Origin of the sequence: Clostridium yunnanense (assembly GCF_016595795.1) — a bacterium.
GTDB lineage: Bacteria > Bacillota > Clostridia > Clostridiales > Clostridiaceae > Clostridium_AR > Clostridium_AR yunnanense.
The window spans coordinates 66,372-90,117 of the sequence record NZ_JAENHN010000051.1 but is presented as its reverse complement, the minus strand read 5'-3'; the positions used below and the strand labels follow the sequence as shown (position 1 = coordinate 90,117).

The 23,746-nt window shown below is 33.3% G+C and carries 13 protein-coding genes and 1 riboswitch; of the genes, 12 read left to right on the top strand and 1 reads right to left on the bottom strand.

Annotated elements, in window-relative coordinates; translation table 11 throughout:
• Positions 1 to 14 precede the first annotated feature (14 nt).
• From JHL18_RS19350 to JHL18_RS19295, 12 genes are all read left to right on the top strand, one after another.
• Positions 15 to 3,359: a HEAT repeat domain-containing protein gene (locus JHL18_RS19350; protein WP_207753063.1), complete on the top strand. Its 3,345-nt coding sequence runs from the start codon at positions 15 to 17 to the stop codon at positions 3,357 to 3,359.
• 236 nt (positions 3,360 to 3,595) lie between these two features.
• Positions 3,596 to 4,453: a hypothetical protein gene (locus tag JHL18_RS19345; protein ID WP_200272286.1), complete on the top strand. Its 858-nt coding sequence runs from the start codon at positions 3,596 to 3,598 to the stop codon at positions 4,451 to 4,453.
• Between the two features lie 258 nt (positions 4,454 to 4,711).
• Positions 4,712 to 6,433, top strand: a complete 1,722-nt coding sequence (locus JHL18_RS19340) for a flavin monoamine oxidase family protein (protein ID WP_200272284.1) — start codon at positions 4,712 to 4,714, stop codon at positions 6,431 to 6,433.
• A 308-nt stretch (positions 6,434 to 6,741) separates the two neighbouring features.
• Positions 6,742 to 8,664 (top strand): OPT family oligopeptide transporter, encoded by a 1,923-nt coding sequence (locus tag JHL18_RS19335; protein WP_200272282.1) that lies wholly within the window; start codon positions 6,742 to 6,744, stop codon positions 8,662 to 8,664.
• Positions 8,651 to 9,001, top strand: a complete 351-nt coding sequence (locus tag JHL18_RS19330; RefSeq protein WP_200272281.1) for a PqqD family protein — start codon at positions 8,651 to 8,653, stop codon at positions 8,999 to 9,001. Before JHL18_RS19335 ends, JHL18_RS19330 begins: the two co-directional genes overlap by 14 nt.
• A gap of 384 nt (positions 9,002 to 9,385) precedes the next feature.
• Positions 9,386 to 9,919 (top strand): ribonuclease FAU-1 family protein, encoded by a 534-nt coding sequence (locus tag JHL18_RS19325; protein WP_200272278.1) that lies wholly within the window; start codon positions 9,386 to 9,388, stop codon positions 9,917 to 9,919.
• A 497-nt stretch (positions 9,920 to 10,416) separates the two neighbouring features.
• A complete protein-coding gene (locus tag JHL18_RS19320) occupies positions 10,417 to 10,854 on the top strand; it encodes a MarR family winged helix-turn-helix transcriptional regulator (protein WP_200272276.1) in 438 nt (145 codons plus the stop codon).
• A gap of 24 nt (positions 10,855 to 10,878) precedes the next feature.
• A complete protein-coding gene (locus tag JHL18_RS19315) occupies positions 10,879 to 11,538 on the top strand; it encodes a YczE/YyaS/YitT family protein (protein WP_200272273.1) in 660 nt (219 codons plus the stop codon).
• Positions 11,539 to 11,901: 363 nt separating this feature from the next.
• Positions 11,902 to 12,987, top strand: a complete 1,086-nt coding sequence (locus JHL18_RS19310; protein ID WP_200272271.1) for a helix-turn-helix transcriptional regulator — start codon at positions 11,902 to 11,904, stop codon at positions 12,985 to 12,987.
• A gap of 226 nt (positions 12,988 to 13,213) precedes the next feature.
• Positions 13,214 to 15,454 (top strand): RNA polymerase recycling motor HelD, encoded by a 2,241-nt coding sequence (gene helD, locus JHL18_RS19305; RefSeq protein WP_200272269.1) that lies wholly within the window; start codon positions 13,214 to 13,216, stop codon positions 15,452 to 15,454.
• 35 nt (positions 15,455 to 15,489) lie between these two features.
• Positions 15,490 to 15,951, top strand: a complete 462-nt coding sequence (locus JHL18_RS19300; RefSeq protein WP_200272267.1) for a YdeI/OmpD-associated family protein — start codon at positions 15,490 to 15,492, stop codon at positions 15,949 to 15,951.
• 219 nt (positions 15,952 to 16,170) lie between these two features.
• Positions 16,171 to 16,273: riboswitch (purine riboswitch) on the top strand.
• A 291-nt stretch (positions 16,274 to 16,564) separates the two neighbouring features.
• Complete coding sequence (locus JHL18_RS19295) at positions 16,565 to 18,055, top strand: NCS2 family permease (protein ID WP_200272265.1); 1,491 nt, start codon at positions 16,565 to 16,567, stop codon at positions 18,053 to 18,055.
• Positions 18,056 to 18,181: 126 nt separating this feature from the next.
• Here the strand turns inward: JHL18_RS19295 and JHL18_RS19290 are convergent, their stop codons facing one another.
• On the bottom strand, positions 18,182 to 23,359 hold the full coding sequence (locus tag JHL18_RS19290; protein ID WP_200272263.1) for a TIM-barrel domain-containing protein: 5,178 nt from the start codon (positions 23,357 to 23,359) through the stop codon (positions 18,182 to 18,184).
• Positions 23,360 to 23,746 lie beyond the last annotated feature (387 nt).

Below are 23,746 nucleotides of genomic sequence, written 5' to 3'. Positions count from 1 at the left end.
TTAATAAAAACGATATGAACAAAGCAAATTTACTTAAGGAATTAGATATACTTGGATATTCAGCTCGAGCAAAGAAGATTGCAATACTAGGGCGTAATAATAAAGGATTGGATAAATACTCAAAATTACTTCTTTCATTACTTAAAGATGGAGAATACGAAGGTAAGTTAGCATTAGTGGGAGCGGCAGTAACAAAAGATGAAAAGGTCGTATTAGCAGCATTAAAACATCCTAAAGCTAGTGTTAGAAATAAGGCAACAGGACTTTTAGTAAAAGTTGCATCAGATTATGATATAAAAGATATTATATCAAGGTTATCCTATGAATGTCGCTTGAAACTATTGCGAAGTATTTCTAAGTCCAATCGTCAACAATTGGCAGAAGAATTAATAACTCTTGTATATAATAACTGGGGAGCAAAGGAAGCAGCAATTTTACTCCCTGCTTGCAGTGAGGAAAGTGTTAAAAAGTGGCTTTTAGATATTGGGTACATAGTTGTTAATTGGAAAAAATTAGCATATAATCATCCCGATGCTGTCGCTAAACATTTTAAAATGACTTTACAAGATACATCACCGAGCTTGAGGGGATATGTTTGGTGGAGATTTTCATCTGCAATTGATGTTTTGGCTAATTTAAAGGGAGAGCTTATTTTAGAATGTGCAATCAAATTAGGTCCTATGGACATTATACATCCAGTGTTAAAGAAACAACTTGGGATTTTAGTTTGCATTAGTCCGGACACTGTGTATGAATTATTGATCAGAAATGAATCTAGAGGAGATCTACTTTCAAATGGTTTGCCTAGAGGAGTTTTAAAAAGAAGAACTCGTTTATCTAAAGAACAATGGATTGAATTAGCTAAATTACTTAGGGATAATCCTGTGCATATAGCAGAAATACTTAATCATAATGCTCCTTCAGAGAGAGAAGAGATTTTTGAAGCAGTGTATGAAAAAAATGAATGTAAGAATCATGTTTTTACTGAAAGATTGTTGGGTGAATTACCTCATGTACTGAGAGAAAGAGAAGCAGCTAGAATGCTTAAACTTCGTGAAATAAGCGAGAATAAAGGAAAAGTTACTAGAATTACTGCCTATCTTTCTATTAAAAATTCAAGGATGTTTTTTGAAAATGCATCAAAAGCGTCAAATGCTGAAGAAAGAGCTTTTGCACTTGCTCAGTTAGTTAAGGGTACGGGATTATCAAGGAGTGGAGTTCAAGAGACTTTGACGTTTTTACGTCGTATTAAAAATGACCAGGATATTGTAAGGAATGCGGTGATTGGTGCACTTTCAAATTGTTCGCCAACTATTTTTTCAGAAGAGAATGTAAAAGACCTTGATTTTCTCGTAGATAGTATTATAGAAGCGAGAGACACATCTTATGCTACCCAGTTTGTAACACAGAAACTAGCACTGTCCATAATGAAATATAATGCATTTAATACCAAAAGCGAAATGTTTAGGTTTTCTATAAGAACAATAATAAAATTAGCAAAACAAAATGGTCAGCTTAACTTGCCATCGCTTGAAGAGAATTTACCTAGAGGTATAGAAAAGAAGATATTTGCTGAAATTTATCCGTTAGTTGTTGAGGAAAACAAAAAAGAAAACTATAAATTTGTGATTGATTTAGCCGATTCTTTAGGTAAAAGGGGTGAAGATATAGTAGAACTCCAAAACTTATTACATGAAGCAATAAATGCAAGTTGTGATGACACCGTGGTTCAAGCAGTAAAACATTGGCTTGCGCCAAAAAAGACTCGTGATGAGAGAGTTAAAGAATTATTATTATTAGATAAATCTTTTATTACAATAAATGAAGTATTTTCACATTTGCATATAAAACGACAAGAGTGGTTGGATCCTTTTATTTATGGGAGAGTTATTAAGGGAAGGTTCCTAACTGGAAAAACAATTTATCTTGTACCAGCATGCAATGGTTTTAATAGATGGTTACCTCGTCAGCAAAAATCTTTTAGTTTGCTGCTAGAAAAGATTTCATTTGATTCTAAGCGTAATCTATGGGAACGTTCAGAATCTATAAGAAAAATGGCTAAAATGCCTGATTCTCCCATGAAAGATATGTTAGAACTTTTAAAAAATAGCGATATATATATAATAGAGACTGCACTTTATGCATTATCATTAATTGAGGAACCTGAAATAGCGCTTACTATATTATTAGAAAATTTAGATGGGGATAGAGCACGGATTGCTATGTATTCAATCCCTAGATGTATACGAAAGGTTAACCCTGATTTATTAACTAAAATACTAAAAGAGCTTTTGAGTAGAGATAAGCTTAAAATAACCGTTAGAAAAGAAGTAATAAGATTATTAGGTGCGTACAAGAATAGTGATAGCATCATGATACTGATCAATGAATTTAAAAAGGTAAACCTACACAAGGATGTAATAATTGCAATAGGACATGCGGCTAGAAAGTTACTAGATTATGAGCAAGCATGGAATATTTTGGGTGAAATTGCATCTTCACAAGAAAGTGATATTGCTAAAAGCTTACTAAATCAACAACCTAATGAGCTTCCTAGAAAATATAGAGAGCGATATCTAAAGTTAGTTATTAAGCTCGTAAATCACATAGATGATGAAGTTGGGCGAGAAGCTTATAATTGTATAAGATATTGGACAAATGGAAACGAAGAAATAATTGCTTCAGTTGCTTTAGAGACCATACTTGACTTGAATGATAGTGTTAAATGGAAATCTGCCATGGAGGTATTAATATATGTATGTCATGATGGAAAAGTTAATAGGTTTGTATTAGACACTTATAAAACTCTAGCAGGCGTTAAGCTAAGTGATAAGTGGAATGCAAATAAGCAGAGGGATTTGCCAAGTAGACAGCGTCTGATGAGGCTAACCGACAGACTTACATCTTTGAATACACTTACTAGATTAAAACTCACGCCTTTGTATAAGGATATTATTGATTGTATTGATTTCGACGAGACCTTAAGAAGTATTTCTATTAAATTTTATATAGCCTCAATTAATTGGGATAATGTAGAGGAAGCAATTTCATATATAAATAGCTTAGTAAAATGTATAGAAAATCAGCCTCGTCTTTTAAGTAATGCTTATGATGCAGTTGCAAGGAAAATTGAAGAAAGCAAGGGCTATTGGAAGCAAGAAATCTTATTAAAAATTGTTGATACAATATGGCTTAAGGGAAGTCATCAAGATCAATTTATTGCTCTTTCTTTGCTTGAAGTTGTTGGGAAAGGTTTGTTTTGGAATTCGGATTGTATAGAGCGTTTGAGAGCGTATAGAAATCATTCAAATGTTGAAATACGTTCTTTAGCTTTAGATATCTGGGTAGCAATAGAATAGTCATTACAAATAAAATTGATATTTAGTAGCGTTCGGTATGTGCTTGGATTTTAGATTTATAGTCTGCTATAGCTTCCAAAATTATAAGTGACGCAATGAAAAAGTCATATAAAAACATAAGTATACTTATTAAAGTGGCTAACATGTTGGATATTTGATAATGTTAAAGCAAATAATATATTTTATTAAGAACATTGTAAACAATGTCTTACGAATTAAACTTTAAGAGGTATATTATGCAAAATATAGTTTGGTTTATTGGTCTAGCTATCATTGGCATACTTAGTGCTATCTATGCTGTATATAAGAAAAAACATATTTACAAAGTAACTACTCTTTTGGTATTTTATTTATTTGCAGCTAGTATTGCATGGTGCGGTGAATTTCTAGTACTTGGTCTGTTCAACTCATACGCATATAAAACTGGTGTGTTTCAAAATGTCTGGGCTCAAAATCTGTTAGGACATTTAATACTAAATACTACTCTTTATCCAGCTGCAGCATTAGTTATGGTGGTTTTTTCCTTTCATTACGGGTGGATTTCCTTTGTTGCAGTTTTTTTTACAGCAATAGAGTATGTATTTGTGAAGTTAAGATTATATGAGCAGCATTGGTGGAGATACTATATGACCATTATTACAGTTGTAGGTATTTTACTATTTGACAATAAGTGGTTCCCTAAGATAAATAAAAAATGTTACGGATTAAATAGAGCTATAACCTTCTTTTTTGTGGCTATGATAATAGTACATATTCCGGCTCCAATTTTACTGCTTATGGGAAAACAATACTATCATATAGGGTTCGTAAATAATTTTTTTGGTGATCTATATTTATCAAGCATTATAATTATATTTTTCTATCATTTAATTGAAGCTTTTCTTTTAGTATTGTTCACTTGTATACTAAAAAAGTGGTATTGGAGTGTGCTACCATTTATAATTTCGATTATGGCTCAATGCATATTTGCAAAAATGGGTATATTGATTATAGGAAATGGGTGGAATTTGGTCTACACGTTAATTCTTTATGAGATATTTATAGCAATATTTATTTTGATTGAAAAACATACTGTAAGACCAGAACAATACTAACTAACAATAAGCTATTGAATAGTTTCATGAGAGTTATTTGTGGAGATGGTTAGACTTAATCATACATAAGTCTAGTTAGACTTTTCTTAGAATGAATATTAGGCTAGTGATATAAAAACGATTATTCACCAAGGATAATCGTTTTTTTTGTTTATTAAAAGTGTATGTATAAATTTACTTGGTATCAGTTGCAATGAGTTTACATATTATGGAGTAAAGAAATCAAATTAGCAATTTTTTATAGGAGTAGATAATTAAATGAATCTAAATAGTCAATCTTTATTTTATCCACCACAGCCGGACAATCCTAATGACAACGATAGAAATTTTTTATCTCAATATGCTTTGGGAGAAAGAGGAAGGGCTGTGGATTTTGATTTTGTTAAGAGAATTATGTCTCCCCCGGCACAGATAACGAACTATGCTAAACCAGGTGAATTTAAAAATGTAAAAGTTGCAGTGATAGGTGGTGGACTAGCAGGTCTTGCAACAGCATTTGAATTAAGGAAAATAGGTTTTGACATTACAATTTATGAAGCCTTAGAAAACAGAGTTGGTGGAAGAGTATATACATACTACTTTGATGATCAGGAGAAGTTACATCATGAATTTGGACCAATGAGAATACCTGTTACCCATGAAACTGTATGGCATTATTTAAATTTATTCAAGCTGCCAACCAGACCTTTTATACAATATAACGAAAATAGCTTTATATACTATAGAAAAGCAAGAGCAAGAAATGATCGAAACGGCTTTAATGTTATGAAAAATATTTATCCAAGATATGACCTGAAAGAAAATGAACGAAATACAAACTGGCAGAGATTACAGGAAATTGCGTTAGATAGCCACTTGCTTTTTGCCTCACCTGAAGTAAGAGCGGAAACTATACAAGTTAAGCCTTATTACAATGAAAGAACCCTAATGTGGAGTGATAACTCTAGTATGAGGCTGATGGAGTCCACTGGATTAAGTCAAGAAGCAATATCACTAGTTTCAAACTTTTTTCCATTATTATATGGAAATCTATATAATAGTTATATTGATTTTATTGAAGAAAGTTATCCAGCGGATCTAGCATACTTATATGAGATACCAGGTGGTATGGTGAATCTTCCAAAGGCATTTATCAAATCTTTTAATGACCCAGATACAACGAAGAATTATCCTGATATAGATAAAGCAGATCTCGGTCAGATAAAGTATAAAGCAGGCTACTGGGTAAAAGATATAGGGTTTGATAATTTAAGTCAAAAAGTAATTTTAAATTATGAAGATATAAAAGCTAAAGAGAATTTGAAGGAAGAATTTGATTATGTAGTATGTGCTATCCCCTTTTCATCTCTGAGAAATATAAATATTGATCCTTTATTTAGTCATCTGAAAATGCGTGCAATTAGAGAGGTACATTATACTTCATCTCAAAGAACTTTGCTGTTATGTAAGGAGAGGTTCTGGGAGAAGCAAGGTATTGTGGGTGGTGGCTCATATACTGATTTACCAATCGCATCAGTTTGGTATCCTTCAGATCATGCTAAGTACATTAGTAGTTCTAAAAGCATTGGAAAACAACTTAATAATTTGCCATCCAACGAACCAGGAGTGCTTTTAGGTTCATATAATTTCGGGTTAGATGCAATTCGATTGAGTAATCTACCTGAAGAAAAATTATTTATAGAGCTTAAGCGAGAGCTTGAAATGGTACATGGTCTACCTGTGGGGTATCTTGATAATATAATCCAGGAACATAAGACAATCGATTGGGATAAAGAACCGTCTTTTAGAGGAGCACTAACCTTTTTTGAACCTGAACAAAAGAGACTGTTTTCGTATAGTATGACTCTTCCAGAGTATAACAATAGAGTGTTTTTTGCCGGAGAGCATATTTCTGCAGTTCACAGATGGATGCAAGGGGCATTGAAAAGTGGAATGGAGGCTGCCAATGACTTAACGATTTCTTGCAAAATGCATGGCTGATGAATGGAATATTTCAATTTTTAGGCAATTAATACTGTTTTAGTATCAATTGCTTATATTTTTTGTGAGATTTAATCTAAATAATTGATACAAATTATTATTAGAATAGTCTATTTTATATATGTTGATTTGAAATTTACATAATATTTTGTATTAAAAATTTGATAATTGAAAAAGTAAATGTATAGTTTTTGCAATTGTCTCAAATTAATTAGTGAATTAATTCCTCCTTAAAAATTCATGAAGATACAACTATTTTGAAACCGTGTTATAATCATTTGGGGGCAAAATTAAAGGAGGCACATCTTATGGATAAAAAGTTATCAAAGGATGCATATGGTGGCGTAGCTGGTAAAGACTATGTTCCTTATATTTCTACGGGATCTAAGTCTGGTGGAAACGTTGTAGTATTAACAATCGGTATTATATTAGCAGTTTTATTCGCAGCATCAACTGCCTATTCAGGTATGAAATCAGGTCTTACGGTTGCTGCAGGTATACCTGGATCTATAATAGGTTCTGGTTTTATAGCTGCATTTGCTAAGAAAAAAGGTATACTAGGTAAAAACTTAGTACAAGGTATGGCAAGTGGTGGGGAATCAGTTGCTAGTGGTGTTATTTTCGTATTACCTGCAATTCTTTTAATAGGAGCTAAAGTTAGTTTCATTGAAGGTTTTGCAGTAGGAGCAGCTGGAGTTTTATTCGGTATTGGAATAGCTTCACTTGTTTACAACTACTTAATAGTTGAAGAACACGGTAGGTTAATGTATCCAGAATCAATGGCTATATCTGAAACACTTGTTGCTTCAGAAGGTGCTGGGGATTCAATGAAGTTCATGGGGATTGGTTTTGGAATAGGTGGAATTATAACTGTTATAACTAGTTCATTCTTGAATTTAGTTAACAACGTTGTAAGTTATGTAAATGAAACATTCTACAAGTGGAAGTTTGAAATTGAGGTTAATCCTCTATTATTAGGTATTGGATTCATAGTTGGTATGGAAGTTTCTATAACAATGTTTGCAGGAGCATTATTATCTAACTTTGGTATTATGCCTTTAATAGGTTACTTTGCAGAACTTGGAAAAGATGGCGTAAACGTATGGAATAACCATGGAGTTGCTATAAACGCTATGCAAGTTAAGAATATAGCTGGTAGCTATGTAAAATACATCGGAGCTGGTATGATGCTTTCTGGTGGTATAATAGGTGCTATAAAGCTTATTCCTACTATAGTTTCTTCTATAAGAGAAACTCTTAACGCTAAGGGTTCAAAGGGTGATAATGGTTCATCTGTTGCTAACATACTGTTACTTGGTGGAATAGTATTAGGCTTTGTAGCAGGATTCCTAGCATCTGGTGGTAATGTAGCAATGGCATTACTTGGTGCTGTTTTATCATTATTCTTATCATTACTATTTATTATAGTTTCTGGTCGTTTAACTGGTACTATAGGAACTTCAAATCTTCCGGTATCAGGTATGACTATAGCTTCTATAGTTGTTGTAACATCACTATTTGTTGCAATGGGCTGGAAAGATGTTGCTAGTAATAAAGCTTTACTTTTATTTGGTACATTTATAGTTACGGCTATATCTGTTGCTGGTGGTTACTCACAATCACAAAAGGTTACTTACATAATAGGTGGGGACAAAAAGGAAATGGACAAGTACTTTGCTATAGCTGGAGTTCTTGGTGTTGCAGTAGTTGTTGGTACAATACTACTTCTTTCAGGTCAACTTTCAATGACTGGAGATAATGTTCCATTTGCGTTGCCACAAGCAAACTTAATGTCAACATTAACTGCTGGTATAATGTCAGGTCAATTACCATGGGTTATGATATTTGTGGGAGTTGTTATGGGATTATTCTTATTCCTTTTAAACCTTCCTATAATGGCAATAGCTATAGGTTTCTATTTACCAATATCTACAACTACTATAATCTTAATAGGAGCATTAGTTAGATTATTCGTAGAAAAGACTTCTAAGTCTGAAAAAGATAAGGAAGCTAAGGTTTCTAATGGTATAAGCTTATCTTCAGGACTTGTTGCTGGAGGTTCTATATTAGGACTTGTAGGTATAATATGCCAAGTAACTGGTATAGTAAAGGGAATTGAACCAACTGGTTTCTCTGCTACTAATGGAATGGCATTTATATTACTAGCTGCTTTAGTAATAGCTACTATAATACCTATATTAAAGAGCAAGGTAGAAAATGCTAAAAAGTAATGAGGACGTCCTAAATATAATATATAAAATATCTGACAACATAGAATATGAGGTAGATGAAGAAGGCGTTGTAACTATAATGATAAAGCAAGATCATAAGGTACAAAATTTCTTTAGAAAACTTAAATTCAGAATTCCTGAGTATAGAAAGCTTTCACTTGATGAATATGGAAGTTGGGTATTTTTGCAGATAGATGGCAAGAAAAGTGTAAAAGATATTGGGGAAAGTCTAGAAGCAAAGTACGGTGATGCAGTTCACCCACTTTACGAAAGATTATTATTATTCCTTAATCATATAGACGCTAATTGTCACTATATAGAAAAAATAAATATATAATATATTTGATGGCACTTGATATTAAGTGTCATCAAAAAATAAAAAAGGCATTTTCCTATATTGGAAGATGCTTTTTTTCTGTCTAAACCTAGCAATATAAAGTGGTTAGAACAGATATTTAGGCTAAACAGTAAAAAATAATGATTTTAGAAGTTTCTTATGTCTATATAGTTAAAAGTAAAACTTATTTATGTTCCAAATATAAAGTTATTAGGATTTTCTAAATATATCTCCAAGTATCTTTAATAAGTTTTTACTATAAATGTGGAAAAATGTGTATTGAGCACTCATAAACAAAATTGGATGATATATAATATAGCATATGGTTTTATTAAAAATATTAATATTTTTATGTTCAAATTAAGATTAAGGAAGTGTGTGGTTTTGATTAAGAAGAAGTATGCCAATAAATCAGATTGGACAAGAGTCTTAAAAAGAAAATTTACCACAAGATATTTTAAAAATGAAGATTTCGAAGGATATGTATCGGTAACTCGCATAGAAAAAGTAAGAGAACCTTTGATAAAAAACATACTGGGAAAAGACTATTGCTTAGTGGATGATGGGTATATATGGCTTGAGACATTGCCTTTCAAAGGCAATTATTGCTTGACAACTATGTATGATAGAAATAAAAAAATAGTACAGTGGTATTTTGATATTACTAGAAAAAAAGGGCTTACTGATGAGGGGATCCCATTTTTCGAAGATATGTTTTTAGATGTTGTTGTATTACCTGATTCCAATATGCTTCTACTTGATGAAAATGAACTTAAGGATGCACTTAATGAAGGCGAGATTACACAGCAGGATTTTGATATGGCTTATACGGAAGCTAAAGAAATCATGAAAAATATTGCAGTAGATGTAAATAAGTTATCAGATTTTAGTAATAAGTATTTAAAAGAATTCTTTTAAATGAAACAGTAAAAAGTAAGGGGAACAAGTCCTAAGTGGACAAGGTTCTCTTATTTTTTACTTTACTGAATTTCCGAACTATTAAAAAAGGTGTTGTTAAAGCACCGTGTTGAAATTAAGTGGTTATTCATCCAATGTTTTAATGAGCTTGCGCAAAGAATTAATTTCAACAGTAATCTTAATCATAGCATTAAAAAAAGTATATATGAAAACATAAGTTGAACTTTCAACTAAATTAGGATATATTATTAGTTGAAAGTTCAACTAATAAAGAGTTCCTATGTTGAAACCTAATTTATAACTTCTAGAAAATTATGAACCTATGACTTTTAGTATGTATAAATTAATATAGATAAACCAGTTCCAAATGAAATGTATCTATCAAATTAATTGACTATAATAGTTAAATGTATTATTAATATGTTTTCTAAATAATGGAAATGGGTTATCTATAGTTAAGATAGAAACACAATAATTAACTGCAGTGAGGAAGTATAATGAAAGAATTAGATTCTAGGGTATTGCGATTTTTAGGAACTATATATAGAGCTACAAATTCCAAAGCTGATTTTAAATATAAGCAACTTGATCTACAAAAGGGTCAATATATGTTTTTGACTAGGATTTGTGAAAATCCAGGAATTAATTTTGTGGAATTATCAAACATGTTAAAGGTGGATAAAACTACAACTACAAAAGCAGTGCATAAGCTTATTGATATAGGTTATTTAAATAAAGAACAAGATGAAAAAGATAAGCGGGAATATAAATTAAATCCTACTAACAAGGGTTTGGAGGTATATACATTTATACTTAAGGAAGAAAAAAAACAACTTGAAATATCCTTCAAAGGTTTTAGCGAGGATGAAAAAGAGTTAGCTACTGAACTAATAAAAAGAATGAGTGAAAATATAGAAGAATATTGGATAAAATAAAGAACGAAAGATAGTGGAGGTACAATGAAAAAGTTATTAGGTATGATATTAAGATTAACTTTAGGATTTTTCTGCTGTGCAGCGGGAACTGTTATGGCTTTGAATTCTAAGCTGGGGTTAAGTCCGTGGGATGTATTCCATCAGGGACTCACGAATGTAATTGGGATAACTATTGGACAGGCTAGCATTTTAGTTGGAATAGTTGTAGTAATAATAGCAAGTATATTGGGAATTAAAGTTGGACTCGGAACCATTGCGAATATGATAGTAATTGGATGCTTTATTGATTTGATAATATACACTAAAATCATACCTGCTTGCAATAATTTGGTTGCAGGAACCATGATGATGATAGGTAGTTTGTTTGTAAGTGCCATAGGTAGTTATTTATACATAGGATGTGGCATGGGGTGCGGACCTAGGGATGGACTTATGATTGCATTAGTAAAGCTTACTGGTAAACCCATAAGTCTTATAAGATTTTTCATAGAAATGGGAGCATTAATGATTGGTTGGACCTTAGGAGGTTATGCTGGAGTGGGAACCTTTATAACTGCCTTTGCAGTAGGGTATTGTGTCCAAATGGTTTATAAAATATTTAAATTTGATGTGAAATCACTAAGTCATAGAAATATTAAGCAAGGGGTTGTATATATTAACCAGTGTTTATTAGGACAAAGTTAATAAGTTATATAGCATAGAAAGTGGTATTACAAATGATTGTCTAAGCGTTTATAAGTAAGCTACTAAGTAAATAATTTAATCTATGATACTCTTGCCTAAATTGATAGGTAGGAGTTTTTCTATATAGAAGTTTTTTTATATTTAATAAAACTGTTATAATTAATTTTAACTATAAGTGTAATGGAACCCTATATAGGATTCCTGACTCAACTATTAAGTTATACTTGTTCGATAATCCCCAGAAGCCGGGATTATCGAACAAGTATAACTTAAGTTTCGATATAGGAATCCTTTAATACCACAACTAATATCAAAAGAAAATCTTGTAGCTGTGTTACTATTTTGTAAAAGGAGGAACGATGAATGATAAATAGCGATATGAAAAAATTACTAGAGTATGTGGAACAAAATCTAGATGAAGATTTTTCTTTAAATGACTTGGCAACTAATTGCAATTTTTCACCTTATTATTGTTCTGTTGTTTTTCATAAGTTTTTTGGTGAAACCATGAAAAGTTATGTGCAAAAGCGCCGACTAGTTTGCGCCGCAAATGAGCTTAAAAATACAAATAACAGAATTGTTGATATTGCAATAAAATACGGATATTCATCACAAGAGGCGTTTTCAAGAGCATTTTCTTTGATGTTTGGAGTATCACCTAAAAGATTTCGGCAAAATCCTAAGCCTCTTGCTACTTATCAAAAAAATAGTCATCCTCCAATAAAAAACAAGGAGAACGCAGCTATGAAAAATGAAACTATTAAAAATGTACAAAATCAAATCAAAAGAGATTTTCCATTTAAAACCTTACATATCCTAAGTGGACTCAGTATGCTTGATTTTTTTCGAAAAAATCACTTAATCCATGAAAATGAAGTTTATGTACCATTTAATGAGGCTATGTGCTGGGGAGAAACTGCAGAAAAAATTTTCTCAAAGGATTTTATAGAAAAAAGGGTTTGTTCTTTAAAATCAACGATTGAAGAATATAAAAAGATTGTTATGGAGCCGTTAAGCCCTCTGTTTGACGAAAAGTTTGATATTATTGTTTTATGGTTTGGTGATGACATGTTCTGTCAGATGAATTTAGTTACGATACTTGCATTTTTGGAACAAATTCATTTTAAGGGTGACGTGCTTTTTTGTATGGCAGAAGAGCAAACTGATACAATGTTGCCAGATGCATTTGAGATTGATATAGAGAATTATGAAGAAATCTATAAAACCATTTTGTGTTATAGAAAAAAATGTGATATAAAATTGATACCTGTTACTTATCAGGCAATGAATTTATATCTTACCTATAGGGAAGAAAATAGTGATATTAAACGTTATATCAAAAATAATTTTAGTAAAGATAATCTTATAAAAGAGCTGCTTTCATTATTTCCTCAGTACGGGCTTGGAGATTTACAGTATGAATGGATGATTGAAGAGATAAAAAGATGATATGATGGATCTATAAAAATAGGTGTTGTATACAATTTTAATAATAATCAAAATGGGGAGAAATATAGTATATTTCTCCCCCCACTTATATTATACCATATTTAAAAAACTAAATATAGACTGTTTCTTTTTATCCCATTTTGCTAAGATGTTATAGCGATAGTCTTTAAGTTATGATTAGGTTAAGGCTTGGTGCATCTATAATTGAGGTATTGGAGGGGTATTCATGAAAAGGAACGACTTAGAATGTAAACTTGAAGATCAGTGGTTAGAAGCGGTGCTTAGGGAAGCTAAAAAGCAGTTCAATGAAAAGGTGAATTTTAAAGAAAAATTTAAGAAAGATGCAATTGAAACTCAAAGACAACTATGGCAAGATTTAGGCTCAGTTTCTATAGCTAATGGAATGGATCAGATTGTAGAGTTTATGGAATTTATAGATGCTATGAAAATCCAAAAGAGAAAACATGAGTTAACTAGAAAATTTCAAGAGAAGTATGAAAGAATAGTTGAATCTCCTTATTTCGGAAGAATCGATTTTTTAGAAAAGGGAGAGGAAAGAGAAGAGAAGTTTTATATTGGAATCTCCAACCTTACTGATGATAATTATGATTTTCTTGTTTATGACTGGAGAGCTCCAGTTTCAAGCATGTTTTATGACTATGAGATTGGAGAGGCTATGTTTGAATGCCCTGAAGGGATAGTGGAAGGTGAGCTTACTCTAAAGAGACAGTACAAAATTAATAACGGAAAAATTGACTATATGTTTGATAGCAATATTAAAATAGATGATGAAATACTTCAAGATATCTTAAGCAAGAATACTGATAATAAGATGAAGACCATAATAACAACTATTCAAAGAGAACAAAATAAAGTAATTCGTAATGAACAGTATAAAAATTTAATTGTTCAAGGGCCTGCTGGAAGCGGAAAGACTTCGGTTGCTCTTCATAGAATTGCGTATCTATTGTATAAGCATAGAGATAAAATAACAGCTCAAAACATAGTGATATTTTCCCCAAATGAAATCTTTAATGATTATATTTCTAATGTTTTGCCTGAACTTGGGGAAGACAACATGAACCAAACAACCTTTAAGGAATATATGCATAATGCTTTAGGTAGTGGCTTTAAAAAGGAAAATTACTGCGAGATGATGGAATATATTTTGGCTTCAAAGGATGAACCTAGTTATGGAGAAAGAATAAATAGTATTAAATATAAAGCTTCAATGGAATTTATAGACGTGCTAAAGCGATATGTTGTTTATGTTGAAAATCTTGATAGAGATTTTAGAGACATTAATTTAAGAGGACAGGTAATAGTAACTTCTGAGGAAATAAACAAGTTATTTTTTGAGGATTATTCTAATTTACCGCTAAAAAGAAGGCTTCAAAAGATAAGAGACAGAATCCTTTTCCTTATAGAACCTTATGAAAAGCTTTGGATAGAAGAAGTGTCTCATGAGCTAAAAGAGGCTGATTCATATATAGATAAAAATGAAATAAATGAGAAAAGTAAAGCTCTTATAAAAGCTGAAATGAGGGAGCTATACTATTCAATTGATAAAATGACAGAGTTTGATTTAGTAGATATTTATAAAAAGCTTTTCCAGAACTTAGAGTCTTTTGCAAAAAGTTCAGACTCAGAGTACAGTGAGCAAAAGATATATGAGATTAAACGATATACTTTAGAAAATTTAAGAGGTAAATTATTAAATTATGAAGATCAATCACCTCTTTTATATCTAAAGGGCGTTTTAGGAGATTTTCCTAAGACTTCATCAATTAAATATGTTATTATAGACGAGGCACAGGATTATACACCTTTACAGTATGAAATACTAAAGCAGCTTTTTAGTCATGCAGATATGACTATACTTGGGGACCTTAATCAATCTATAAACCCATTTATGAACGTAGGTGAGTATAAAAATATCGAAAACATATTCCCTGAGGATAATACTTGTATAATAAATTTAAGTAAAAGCTATAGATCTACCATGGAAATTACAAGATTCTCAAGAAGACTACTAAATAAACAAATTAATGATGGTTATGTTGAAAGAAGTGGAGAAGAGCCTCTATTCGTTGGTTTTTCTAACGATGAAGAAATAAGGGAAAGAATTCTTAGTGACATAAGAATTTATAAAGAAAAAGGACACAAATCTATTGGAATAATAACGAGGACTAAAAAAGAAGCACAAGATGTATTTGGTTTTTTAAAAGATAAGGTTACAGTGAAAGGTATAATGAAGGATGATGACGAATATGTAAGTGGTATTTTGGTGATTCCAGCATATTTAGCTAAGGGATTGGAATTTGATGTCGCACTTATATATAATGTAGGAAATGATAATTATAAAGATGAAGAGGAAAGACTTCTACTTTATACAGCTTGTACAAGAGCTCTTCATGTTTTAAATGTATACTATTCAGATAAGCCTACACCACTTCTTGATTTTTGATATAAATTTAAACAATGGAAAAGGGAGTGAATTAATTGAAACAAGAGTTTAAAGCAATTATAAAGCAGGTTGAAAATAAAGATGCGGGTTTTGTTGAACCGCCATTTGATGTTCAAGAGGTTTTTGGTTCAAAACGTGTGAAAGTTAAGGCAACCTTTGATGGTGTAGAGTATAGAGGCTCTGTGGTAAACATGGGCGGCTGCTATATGCTTGGATTAACAAAAGATATTAGAAATAAAATTGGCAAAAGCTTTGGCGACGAAATACTTGTTACTATAGAAAAAGATGAAGAAGAACGTATGGTTGAGGTTCCAGAAGATTTTCAAGCTGCAATGAACGATAATGAAGCTGCTATAAATACCTTCAACTCTCTTTCATATACAGGGAGGAAAGAATACGTAACTTGGATCACTTCAGCTAAACGTGAAGAAACTAGACTCGATCGTATCAATAAGTCAGTAGCCTTACTTACAGAAGGTAAAAAGCTGAGAGGCTGATATAATATTAGTAGATATTAAAATATAAAAAATCTTTCTTGCAACTTAGATTAGGAAAAATTAGGATTAGTAGGCTTTTTATGAATATATTCAAGTTTTAATAAATATCATAATAGTGAAAATTGTAATCAATGAGAATAAATGAAGTATTTGTTCAAAAAAACATTATTACCTCTTGTAAAATTCGACAAATTACACTATAATTTAAGAGGAAATTATTTTGTAAAATTAAATAGCTTCGATATATCGCCGACATATATGGGTTGGCAGTTTCTACCGGGTGACCGTTAATTACCCGACTATCGAAAAGTTGATGAAGAGTTTGGAATTTTTATTACATAACTCGTAATTAAGTATTTTCGATAGGTTGAAACAATGTTTCAATCTATTTTTTTTGCTCTTTATATCAATAATAAAATTAATATTTTGATAGTTTAGGAATTATATTAGATTTAATAAGTTTTATCAATAAGAGTAAAAAATGAGGTGCCCATTGATTTTCTAAAATAAGTTTAGAAATGGCATAGGTGGTAACAATACTAATGAAAGTGATCTTATCGAATTATTTAAACATTAGATTTTCTCAAAAAAATATTTTTAGGGAGTTATAGAGATGGAAAAATTTTTCAAGCTTAAGCAATATGGTACAAATGTACGAACTGAAATCATAGCTGGTCTTACTACTTTCTTTACTATGGCGTACATTATTTTTGTTAATCCAAGCATTCTGCAATTAGCAGGAACTGCGGACAACCCTTTTAATCCACAAGGTATATTTGTTGCAACAATTATATCTGCAGTGGTTGGTACACTTGTTATGGGTCTTTTTGCTAACGTGCCTTATGCATTAGCTCCTGGTATGGGATTAAATGCATTCTTTACATTCACAGTTTGTGGAACTATGGGCTTTACATGGCAACAAGCTTTAGCAATGGTATTTATCTGTGGTGTTGTAAACATAATTATAACAGTTACAGGACTTCGTAAGATAATTATACGTTCTTTACCATCGGTTTTACAAAAGGCAATAGGCGGTGGTATTGGTCTATTTATAGCATATATAGGTATAAAAGATAGTGGACTTTTAAAATTCACTGCTGATCCTGGGACATATCTGTTCCTAGGAAAAACTCCAGCAGATGCAACTGTAGTAACAAATTCATCAGCTGTTCCAGCACTTGTTAACTTCTCAAGTCCTTCAGTACAGTTAGCACTACTAGGAATTATTTTAATACTTGTTCTTATGATTTTAAGAGTTAAAGCAGCTATTTTAATTGGTATTACAACGGTGACTGCCTTAACTTTCATTGAAATTGCTTGTGGTGTTAATCCGGGCGTTTTTGGTTTCCATGCAAAAAATGCACAAGAGTTTTTCTCTTCAGCTAATATATCACTAAGTGGTATAGGAGAATCTATAGGAGCAGTTAAATACACTGCTTTCAAGATGGACTTTGCTGGGCTTTTTGCTGATGGCGGTAAGTTTCTTCTTGCAATCACTGCTATGATAGCATTTATACTTACAGATATTTTTGATGCACTAGGAACATTCATAGGTACTGGACGTCGTGCAGGAATCTTTGATGCAGAAGACGAAAAGCTTATGCTTGAAGGTAAGGGTGTTAAATCTCGTTTAGATAAAGCTTTATTTGCAGACTTAAGTGCTACAATTGTTGGAGCATTTTTCGGAACATCTAATACTACTACTTATGTTGAAAGTTCAGCTGGTATCGCTGCTGGTGGTAGAACTGGATTATCATCTGTTGTAACTTCAATTATGTTTTTAGTATGCTTAATCTTTGCTCCAGTTATAGGAGTTATACCATCAGTTGCTACAGCTCCTGCGCTTGTGGTTGTTGGTATCCTAATGATGTCTTCTATTGGAGAAATCGACTGGAAGGATTTAAGTGTTGCATCAGTTGCATTCCTAACAATCGCACTTATGCCGTTTGCTTATAGCATCACAACTGGTATCGCATTTGGATTTATAAGCTATGTTATAATTGCTATTGTTAAGAAGGAAACAAAGGGCATACATCCAGTTATTTATCTATTCACTGGACTATTTATTTTAAACTTTGTGTTATTAGCAATTAGAAATCTTTAATTGTATTTTAAAAGGTGCCGTAAAACCTAGGTTTTACGGCACCTTTATTTTGCATAGATATAATGCATTAAAAGTCATCTATAAAACATTAATTGCTTGTATCTGACCATATAAGATTAATGAGCTTTACTCACATTTATTGGACCAGATTTTAATAATATCATCTGCATCAGCATTTAGGACTTTTCTAGCATTTTCTCCTGTGCATTTTTTAAAAGGATCGTTGTTAAGGTGTTTTTTGAAGTTTTGTAAGTGCTCAATCGCCTTGTCTTTTCTTCCTTTATCAAGCTCATGTTGTGCTTGATTAAGACTGTTGATAAGCTGAGGGATTATTGGTAAACTTAGTTCACAGTTTTTAATATAGCCATCTATGAGACTTCTCATTGAAGAGATACTTGTGGTAACAGTAAAGGAGAAGTTATCCTTAAGTATATTGCCTGCATTGTCCTTAGCTGTTATGACTGCTGTGTAGCTACCAGTTTTACCTGCGAAGTCTAGTGTTAATTTAGATTGTGTTTTAGTATTAATGGGATAGGTCTTATCTCCTATGACAAGCTCAGCTGAAGCAATACCTGAGAGGTTATCCCAAATACTGAAGGTCAGAGGAAGATTGTCGTCAAATACTGCAGTTTTATTTATTACCTTTCCATTTAAGGTAAAGCTGTATGCAGGAGGTGTTTTATCTACCAAAACACTGATAGCGCTAGTTTTGGTTACTCCACGGAGGGTTACAGATACCGTAATATTTGTTTTTCCTTCACCTATTCCTGTAATAGTTCCATTTTTATCTACTGCTGCTATCTTTTCATTATCACTATGGTATATTACTGTGCCGCGGCTTAAGTCACTCTGTGTACCATCAGTTAAAAATCCCTTTACTGATAATTGTGCTGTGTCTCCTGGTTTTAAAACAGATTTATCTGCGCTGAGTGTGATTTTACCTAGTGGTGGTGCATATTTTACAGTGACTTTTGCAGTCACTTTTAAATCAATTGGAGTAGCCCCTTGCTCCACATCTTCTGGCAATGTGAAGGTGCCTGTTGCAGTCAATTGGCCTGCTTTGCTGCCGTCAAAGTTTGCTATGGTCCAGCTTAGAGGTACTTCATAAATTTTTCCCCAGTTGTCAGTAATAGTAGTGGTTTTAGCCAGGGCTGAAAGAGCTCCCTCCATACTGGTACCCGTTTCTATTTGTATATCAGTGGCTGGCTGGATTTTTTCAAGGAGATTTTTTAACGGTGATAGGGTAGCTCCTTGAATAGAAGTATTTCCGCCTTCCATATCATTTGTATATCTTACTGTTACGGTCTGTGCTTTAAAACCGCTGCCTGATATGAAATCTACTGTCCAGCAAGTATAACCGTTACTGTCTGGTGAACTGAAATATTCAACAACAGGTTTTGATTTGCCGTCTTCCGAGATAACCTCGAATTTTCCGTCATTTTTCCAAGTGGTTGTATATACCTTTAATCTACTTGGCTTGTCAATTTTTACTTTGATTTCGGAACCTTTATTTGCTCCCCACACATATACTGCTTGAGTTGCATTATCTGCACTTTGTACAGGAGCTCCATCATTCCAAGACATATTTATCTGTGAATCTCCTAAACGATTCTTTCCTGCAGAGCTTACAAGGTCTCCAATAAGCTGAGCGCTGCTCTTATAATTATAGGAATTTGCATCATTTAAGCCATAATGAGCCCAAGAGGAGGTTCCTTCCTGGGATAAGTTAATTTTTCCAGTAAAGGCTTCTCCATAGCCTGTAATATAATCCTTTTGATTAGGGTCTACAGTTGAAAGAGTCACTCCCTGTATAGAGGTGTTACCTCCATTTATATAGGTACTATCAGTAGTATATCTAATATATAATCTTTGCTTTCCGATCTTACTGTTATCTGGCTTTAAATTTAATGTCCACATAACATATTCATTGCCAGCAGGAGAGTCGTAATATGAAACTGCAGGCTTTGCTACTCCATCCTTATCAATATAGTTAACAGGCTGTTTAAGGCCGTTTTCATCCTCTTTCAGTACTTCTAGCTTACCTTTTGCCTTCCAAGTAGTGGTATAAACCTTCAATCTCTGTGTTTCTTGAGAGATAAGATCTACGGAAAACTCTGAAGCATTACCAGGATAGCGGATAAAGGATGCATTTATCACTCCGTCAGCTTTCTTCACCGGAGCACCATCAGTCCATGACATGGTGATTCTAGAATCCAATACTTGTTCAAGTCCTGAGTTTCCAATGACCTTAAGCTCACTGATCTGCTCATTTCCGTTTTTGTGGTTGAAACCAGTTGCATTTCCGAGACCATATTGAGCCCAGGCGATTTTTCCTTCTTCAGTTAGATTAACAGCTTCTTTAAATATTTTCCCTTTGAGATCCTTAACATCAATTTTGGGATTCACAAGGGTAAGCTTATCTAAAGAGATTTTCAATACAGTTGTTGCGGCATCCACTTGTATTTGTGATGGGTCTAAGCTATCCTTCACAGATATTGCAGTAGTACGTGCAGTCATAAATGCATTCCAAGAATCTTTGGTATAATCTGATTCTTTAGCTGATTGTAATATTTTTTCAGCTTGACTAAGTACTGATATTAAGCTAGATTTATCAGCATTGTTGGCTTCAACAGAGTAGGTTACTTCTATTACTCTTTTACTTGATACAGAAGCCTTTGGTACTACAACTTCAACAATATCGCCATCTCTTGAGCTGCCATTGTTTACGAAAGGCATTACACTATCACTTTTGTTTTTGATTGAAAATTCCGCTTTTACACCATTCACTGTAACAGATCTTGGAACAGGATTTTTCCATTCTGCAGTTTTATGAAGTCTTACCACCCAGGAACGTTCGCTTATGGCGCCATCGAAGGTTCCTTTGGCTGGATCTATATTTACAGTGATTTTCTTGCTTGTATTATCAACTTTTGCGTTCATTTCAGTAGTTCTGAAGGCACTATTTTTATAGTTATTGCTCTCTGTGTCGTCTTCATATAGATGTGCTTTTGCTTCATTGACAACACTTGGATATAGGTCTAAAGTAACAGGATCCCATGGCTTTTCTCCGGTATATGACATTTCAGGTGCAAGAGGCACCATGGTTCCAGCCTTTATATATATTGGCATCTTATCAATAGATACGTTAGTAGTGATAGTCTTTGGACCGGTTATTATGTTTCCGCTCCAAGCATCAATCCAGTTTCCTTCAGGAATCCATAAGGTTCTAGAAGCGTCTTTGCTTGGTGCTGCAGACTTCCACTTCAGGCTGATCAGTGCATCTCTAGCTCCTTCATTATATTCAAGCCTTATAGAATGAGTTGTACCTTTGGCTAATGTAATATTTGCATCGAGTGTTGATGAATCATGAGGTCCCCATGCGTCTATTACAAGCTTGTCATCTATATACATACGGATTCCATCGTCAATAGTGGTAGCTAAAATTGCATCTTGGTCTCCTACAGTAATATTTCCTGTCCATCTGGCACTAAAGTTATCTGCTGGTACTCCATTTCCAGGGCTATTGGTACCCCAGTTAAAATTCACTGAACTATCAGTTCTGGTCAAAGCTGGGTTGCCCGACAAATTGTTATTTGCATAATATTCACCCTTTAGTCCTGCTTTGCCATCGCTAGTTTTTAACCAGTCAGATGGTACAACGTTATAACCGCTAGTTTCTTCTAGTACTGGTGCTACAAGTATTCCATCTCCTAAAAGGTATTGGGTATTGCTGCTTGCTTCTTTATAATTTGGGTAATAAAAATCGCAGCGCCTTAGCATAGGTGTTCCATTGTCATAGCTTTCCCTAGACAATGAATAGAATAGTGGAAGTAAGCGATATCGCATCTTAACAAAATCTCGTGTTATGTTTTCAGCATTTTCTCCAAAGGTCCACGGCATTCTTGTGTAGTTTAATGTACAGTGAGGTCTTGTTATAGGAGATAAAGCACCATACTGAAGCCACCTAATATAACCTTCAGTGGTTGGATTGGATGTATGTCCTCCTAAATCAGCACTGGTATATGGATAAGCTGCATGCATACCGTTGTAAACAGCATTATCAACCTCTCTCTGCAGGGATGAAAAGTCTGGTTGGATATCACCTGTCCACTGAATTGGATAACGATGAGATGCAATTGATGGAGCTGTGTTGCGGTATCCATTGTCTATTCCATCTACATTAGCCATAATCATGGGACGCTTATTTTTATCAGCATCGGCAGTAATCCAGTTATACATGTACATACCCCAGGTCTCTTTTATAAGCCCAGCTGGTGGAGTTAATGCAACGCTCCAGTTCCTGTCGTACCACCAGGTATCTAGTCCTTTATCTAAAAGTCCCCGAAGTCCGGTATTACGGAATGCAACCTCCTTAGAATCCAATCCACCAGCAACTGGTTCAGGATGGTCATTAAACATAACTTTCACATTCTTTTCGTGTGCAGAACTTAAAAACTTGGTCATATCAGGAAAGCAATCTTTAGCTATATCATATCCAGTTGAACCGTTTACACGCCAATCAGTATCAATAACAAGATTGTCAAGTGGAATGTCATGAGCCCTGTAGTCGTCTATTTGTTTTAGTGCAGAAGCATCAGTATACTTATACCAACGGCTATCCCAGTATCCTAGTGCGCTAAGTGGAACCATGTCCGTATGTCCTGTAAGGTCTAAAAATTCCTTGCGAAGTTTTTGACTATCTCCATTTGGTAGAAACACATACATATCGGGAGCATTGTTGTCTAAATCCCAGCCATTGTTAGCTGTTTCAGTAGGAGCTGGATTATAGCCCCACTCTGCAGGTACCATTCTAGGATTGTCCGCAATTGCCCAAGCCATGGTCTTTTCGCTTGTTGCTGGAAGCCAAACCTTTTCGCTTGGTAGTGAAGTGTAGGTCCAGATCTTAGTTCCATCTGGTTTTGTGATATCGATGCCACTTAGAGAGGTTGCTCCCTGTGGTACTTTCACAGCAAATTGGGAGGTAGTTATATATTCGTAACCGTTAGCTGTTGATCTTGTACACTCAGTACCTGACCAAGAACGGTTCACAACAAAATAGGTTTTACGATCTTCAAACCCTTTTGCTCCCTTTACCTCTAGTCTTACAAGAGATGAAGAGAGAACCTGTACTCTGATATTCCCTATGATGATGCCTGTTTTCGCTTCTACAGAAGATACTTTAATTCCGGTGCTCAGATTTGGCTGCTCTGCTGCAAATGCTTTGGTCATGCATACATTACTTAATGTGAAAAAAAGCATAATCAGAGATGCAATGTACCGTTTTAGTTTTGTTTTTGGTTTCATTTTACTTATCTCCCCCTTATAAAATCATAAATTTATCTAAAAATTTGTTACCATATATTTCCATTATAGCGATAAATTTTACTACCTTCAAGTAAGATTTTATATGTTTTTAAAAGGTTTTCTGCTAACGCACAGACACTAAGGACGCATATTTCAATAAACTTTAAAGAAGGTAGAACATTATTGTGTTTAATTTCAACACGGTGATTAAACATCCCCAAAAATAAAAAGTAAGCCAAGTATATTAAATCTGTCATTGGTTTATGTTATAATTTTTTTTGAGTTAAAGATGCTCATTATGTGAAAAATTCATAGCTGATTATAGCAATGCAAATAGTATAGTAAAGCTATTTAATAGGGTTTTTTATATGGTATATTTTAAAATCT

Excerpts from the sequence above, each read along its gene's own strand:
- JHL18_RS19350 (WP_207753063.1), top strand. The coding sequence starts at position 15 with ATGAACAAAGCAAATTTACTTAAGGAATTAGATATACTTGGATATTCA.
- JHL18_RS19345 (WP_200272286.1), top strand. The coding sequence starts at position 3,596 with ATGCAAAATATAGTTTGGTTTATTGGTCTAGCTATCATTGGCATACTT.
- JHL18_RS19340 (WP_200272284.1), top strand. The coding sequence starts at position 4,712 with ATGAATCTAAATAGTCAATCTTTATTTTATCCACCACAGCCGGACAAT.
- JHL18_RS19335 (WP_200272282.1), top strand. The coding sequence starts at position 6,742 with ATGGATAAAAAGTTATCAAAGGATGCATATGGTGGCGTAGCTGGTAAA.
- JHL18_RS19330 (WP_200272281.1), top strand. The coding sequence starts at position 8,651 with ATGCTAAAAAGTAATGAGGACGTCCTAAATATAATATATAAAATATCT.
- JHL18_RS19320 (WP_200272276.1), top strand. The coding sequence starts at position 10,417 with ATGAAAGAATTAGATTCTAGGGTATTGCGATTTTTAGGAACTATATAT.
- JHL18_RS19315 (WP_200272273.1), top strand. The coding sequence starts at position 10,879 with ATGAAAAAGTTATTAGGTATGATATTAAGATTAACTTTAGGATTTTTC.
- JHL18_RS19310 (WP_200272271.1), top strand. The coding sequence starts at position 11,902 with ATGATAAATAGCGATATGAAAAAATTACTAGAGTATGTGGAACAAAAT.
- helD (WP_200272269.1), top strand. The coding sequence starts at position 13,214 with ATGAAAAGGAACGACTTAGAATGTAAACTTGAAGATCAGTGGTTAGAA.
- JHL18_RS19295 (WP_200272265.1), top strand. The coding sequence starts at position 16,565 with ATGGAAAAATTTTTCAAGCTTAAGCAATATGGTACAAATGTACGAACT.
- JHL18_RS19290 (WP_200272263.1), bottom strand. The coding sequence starts at position 23,359 with ATGAAACCAAAAACAAAACTAAAACGGTACATTGCATCTCTGATTATG.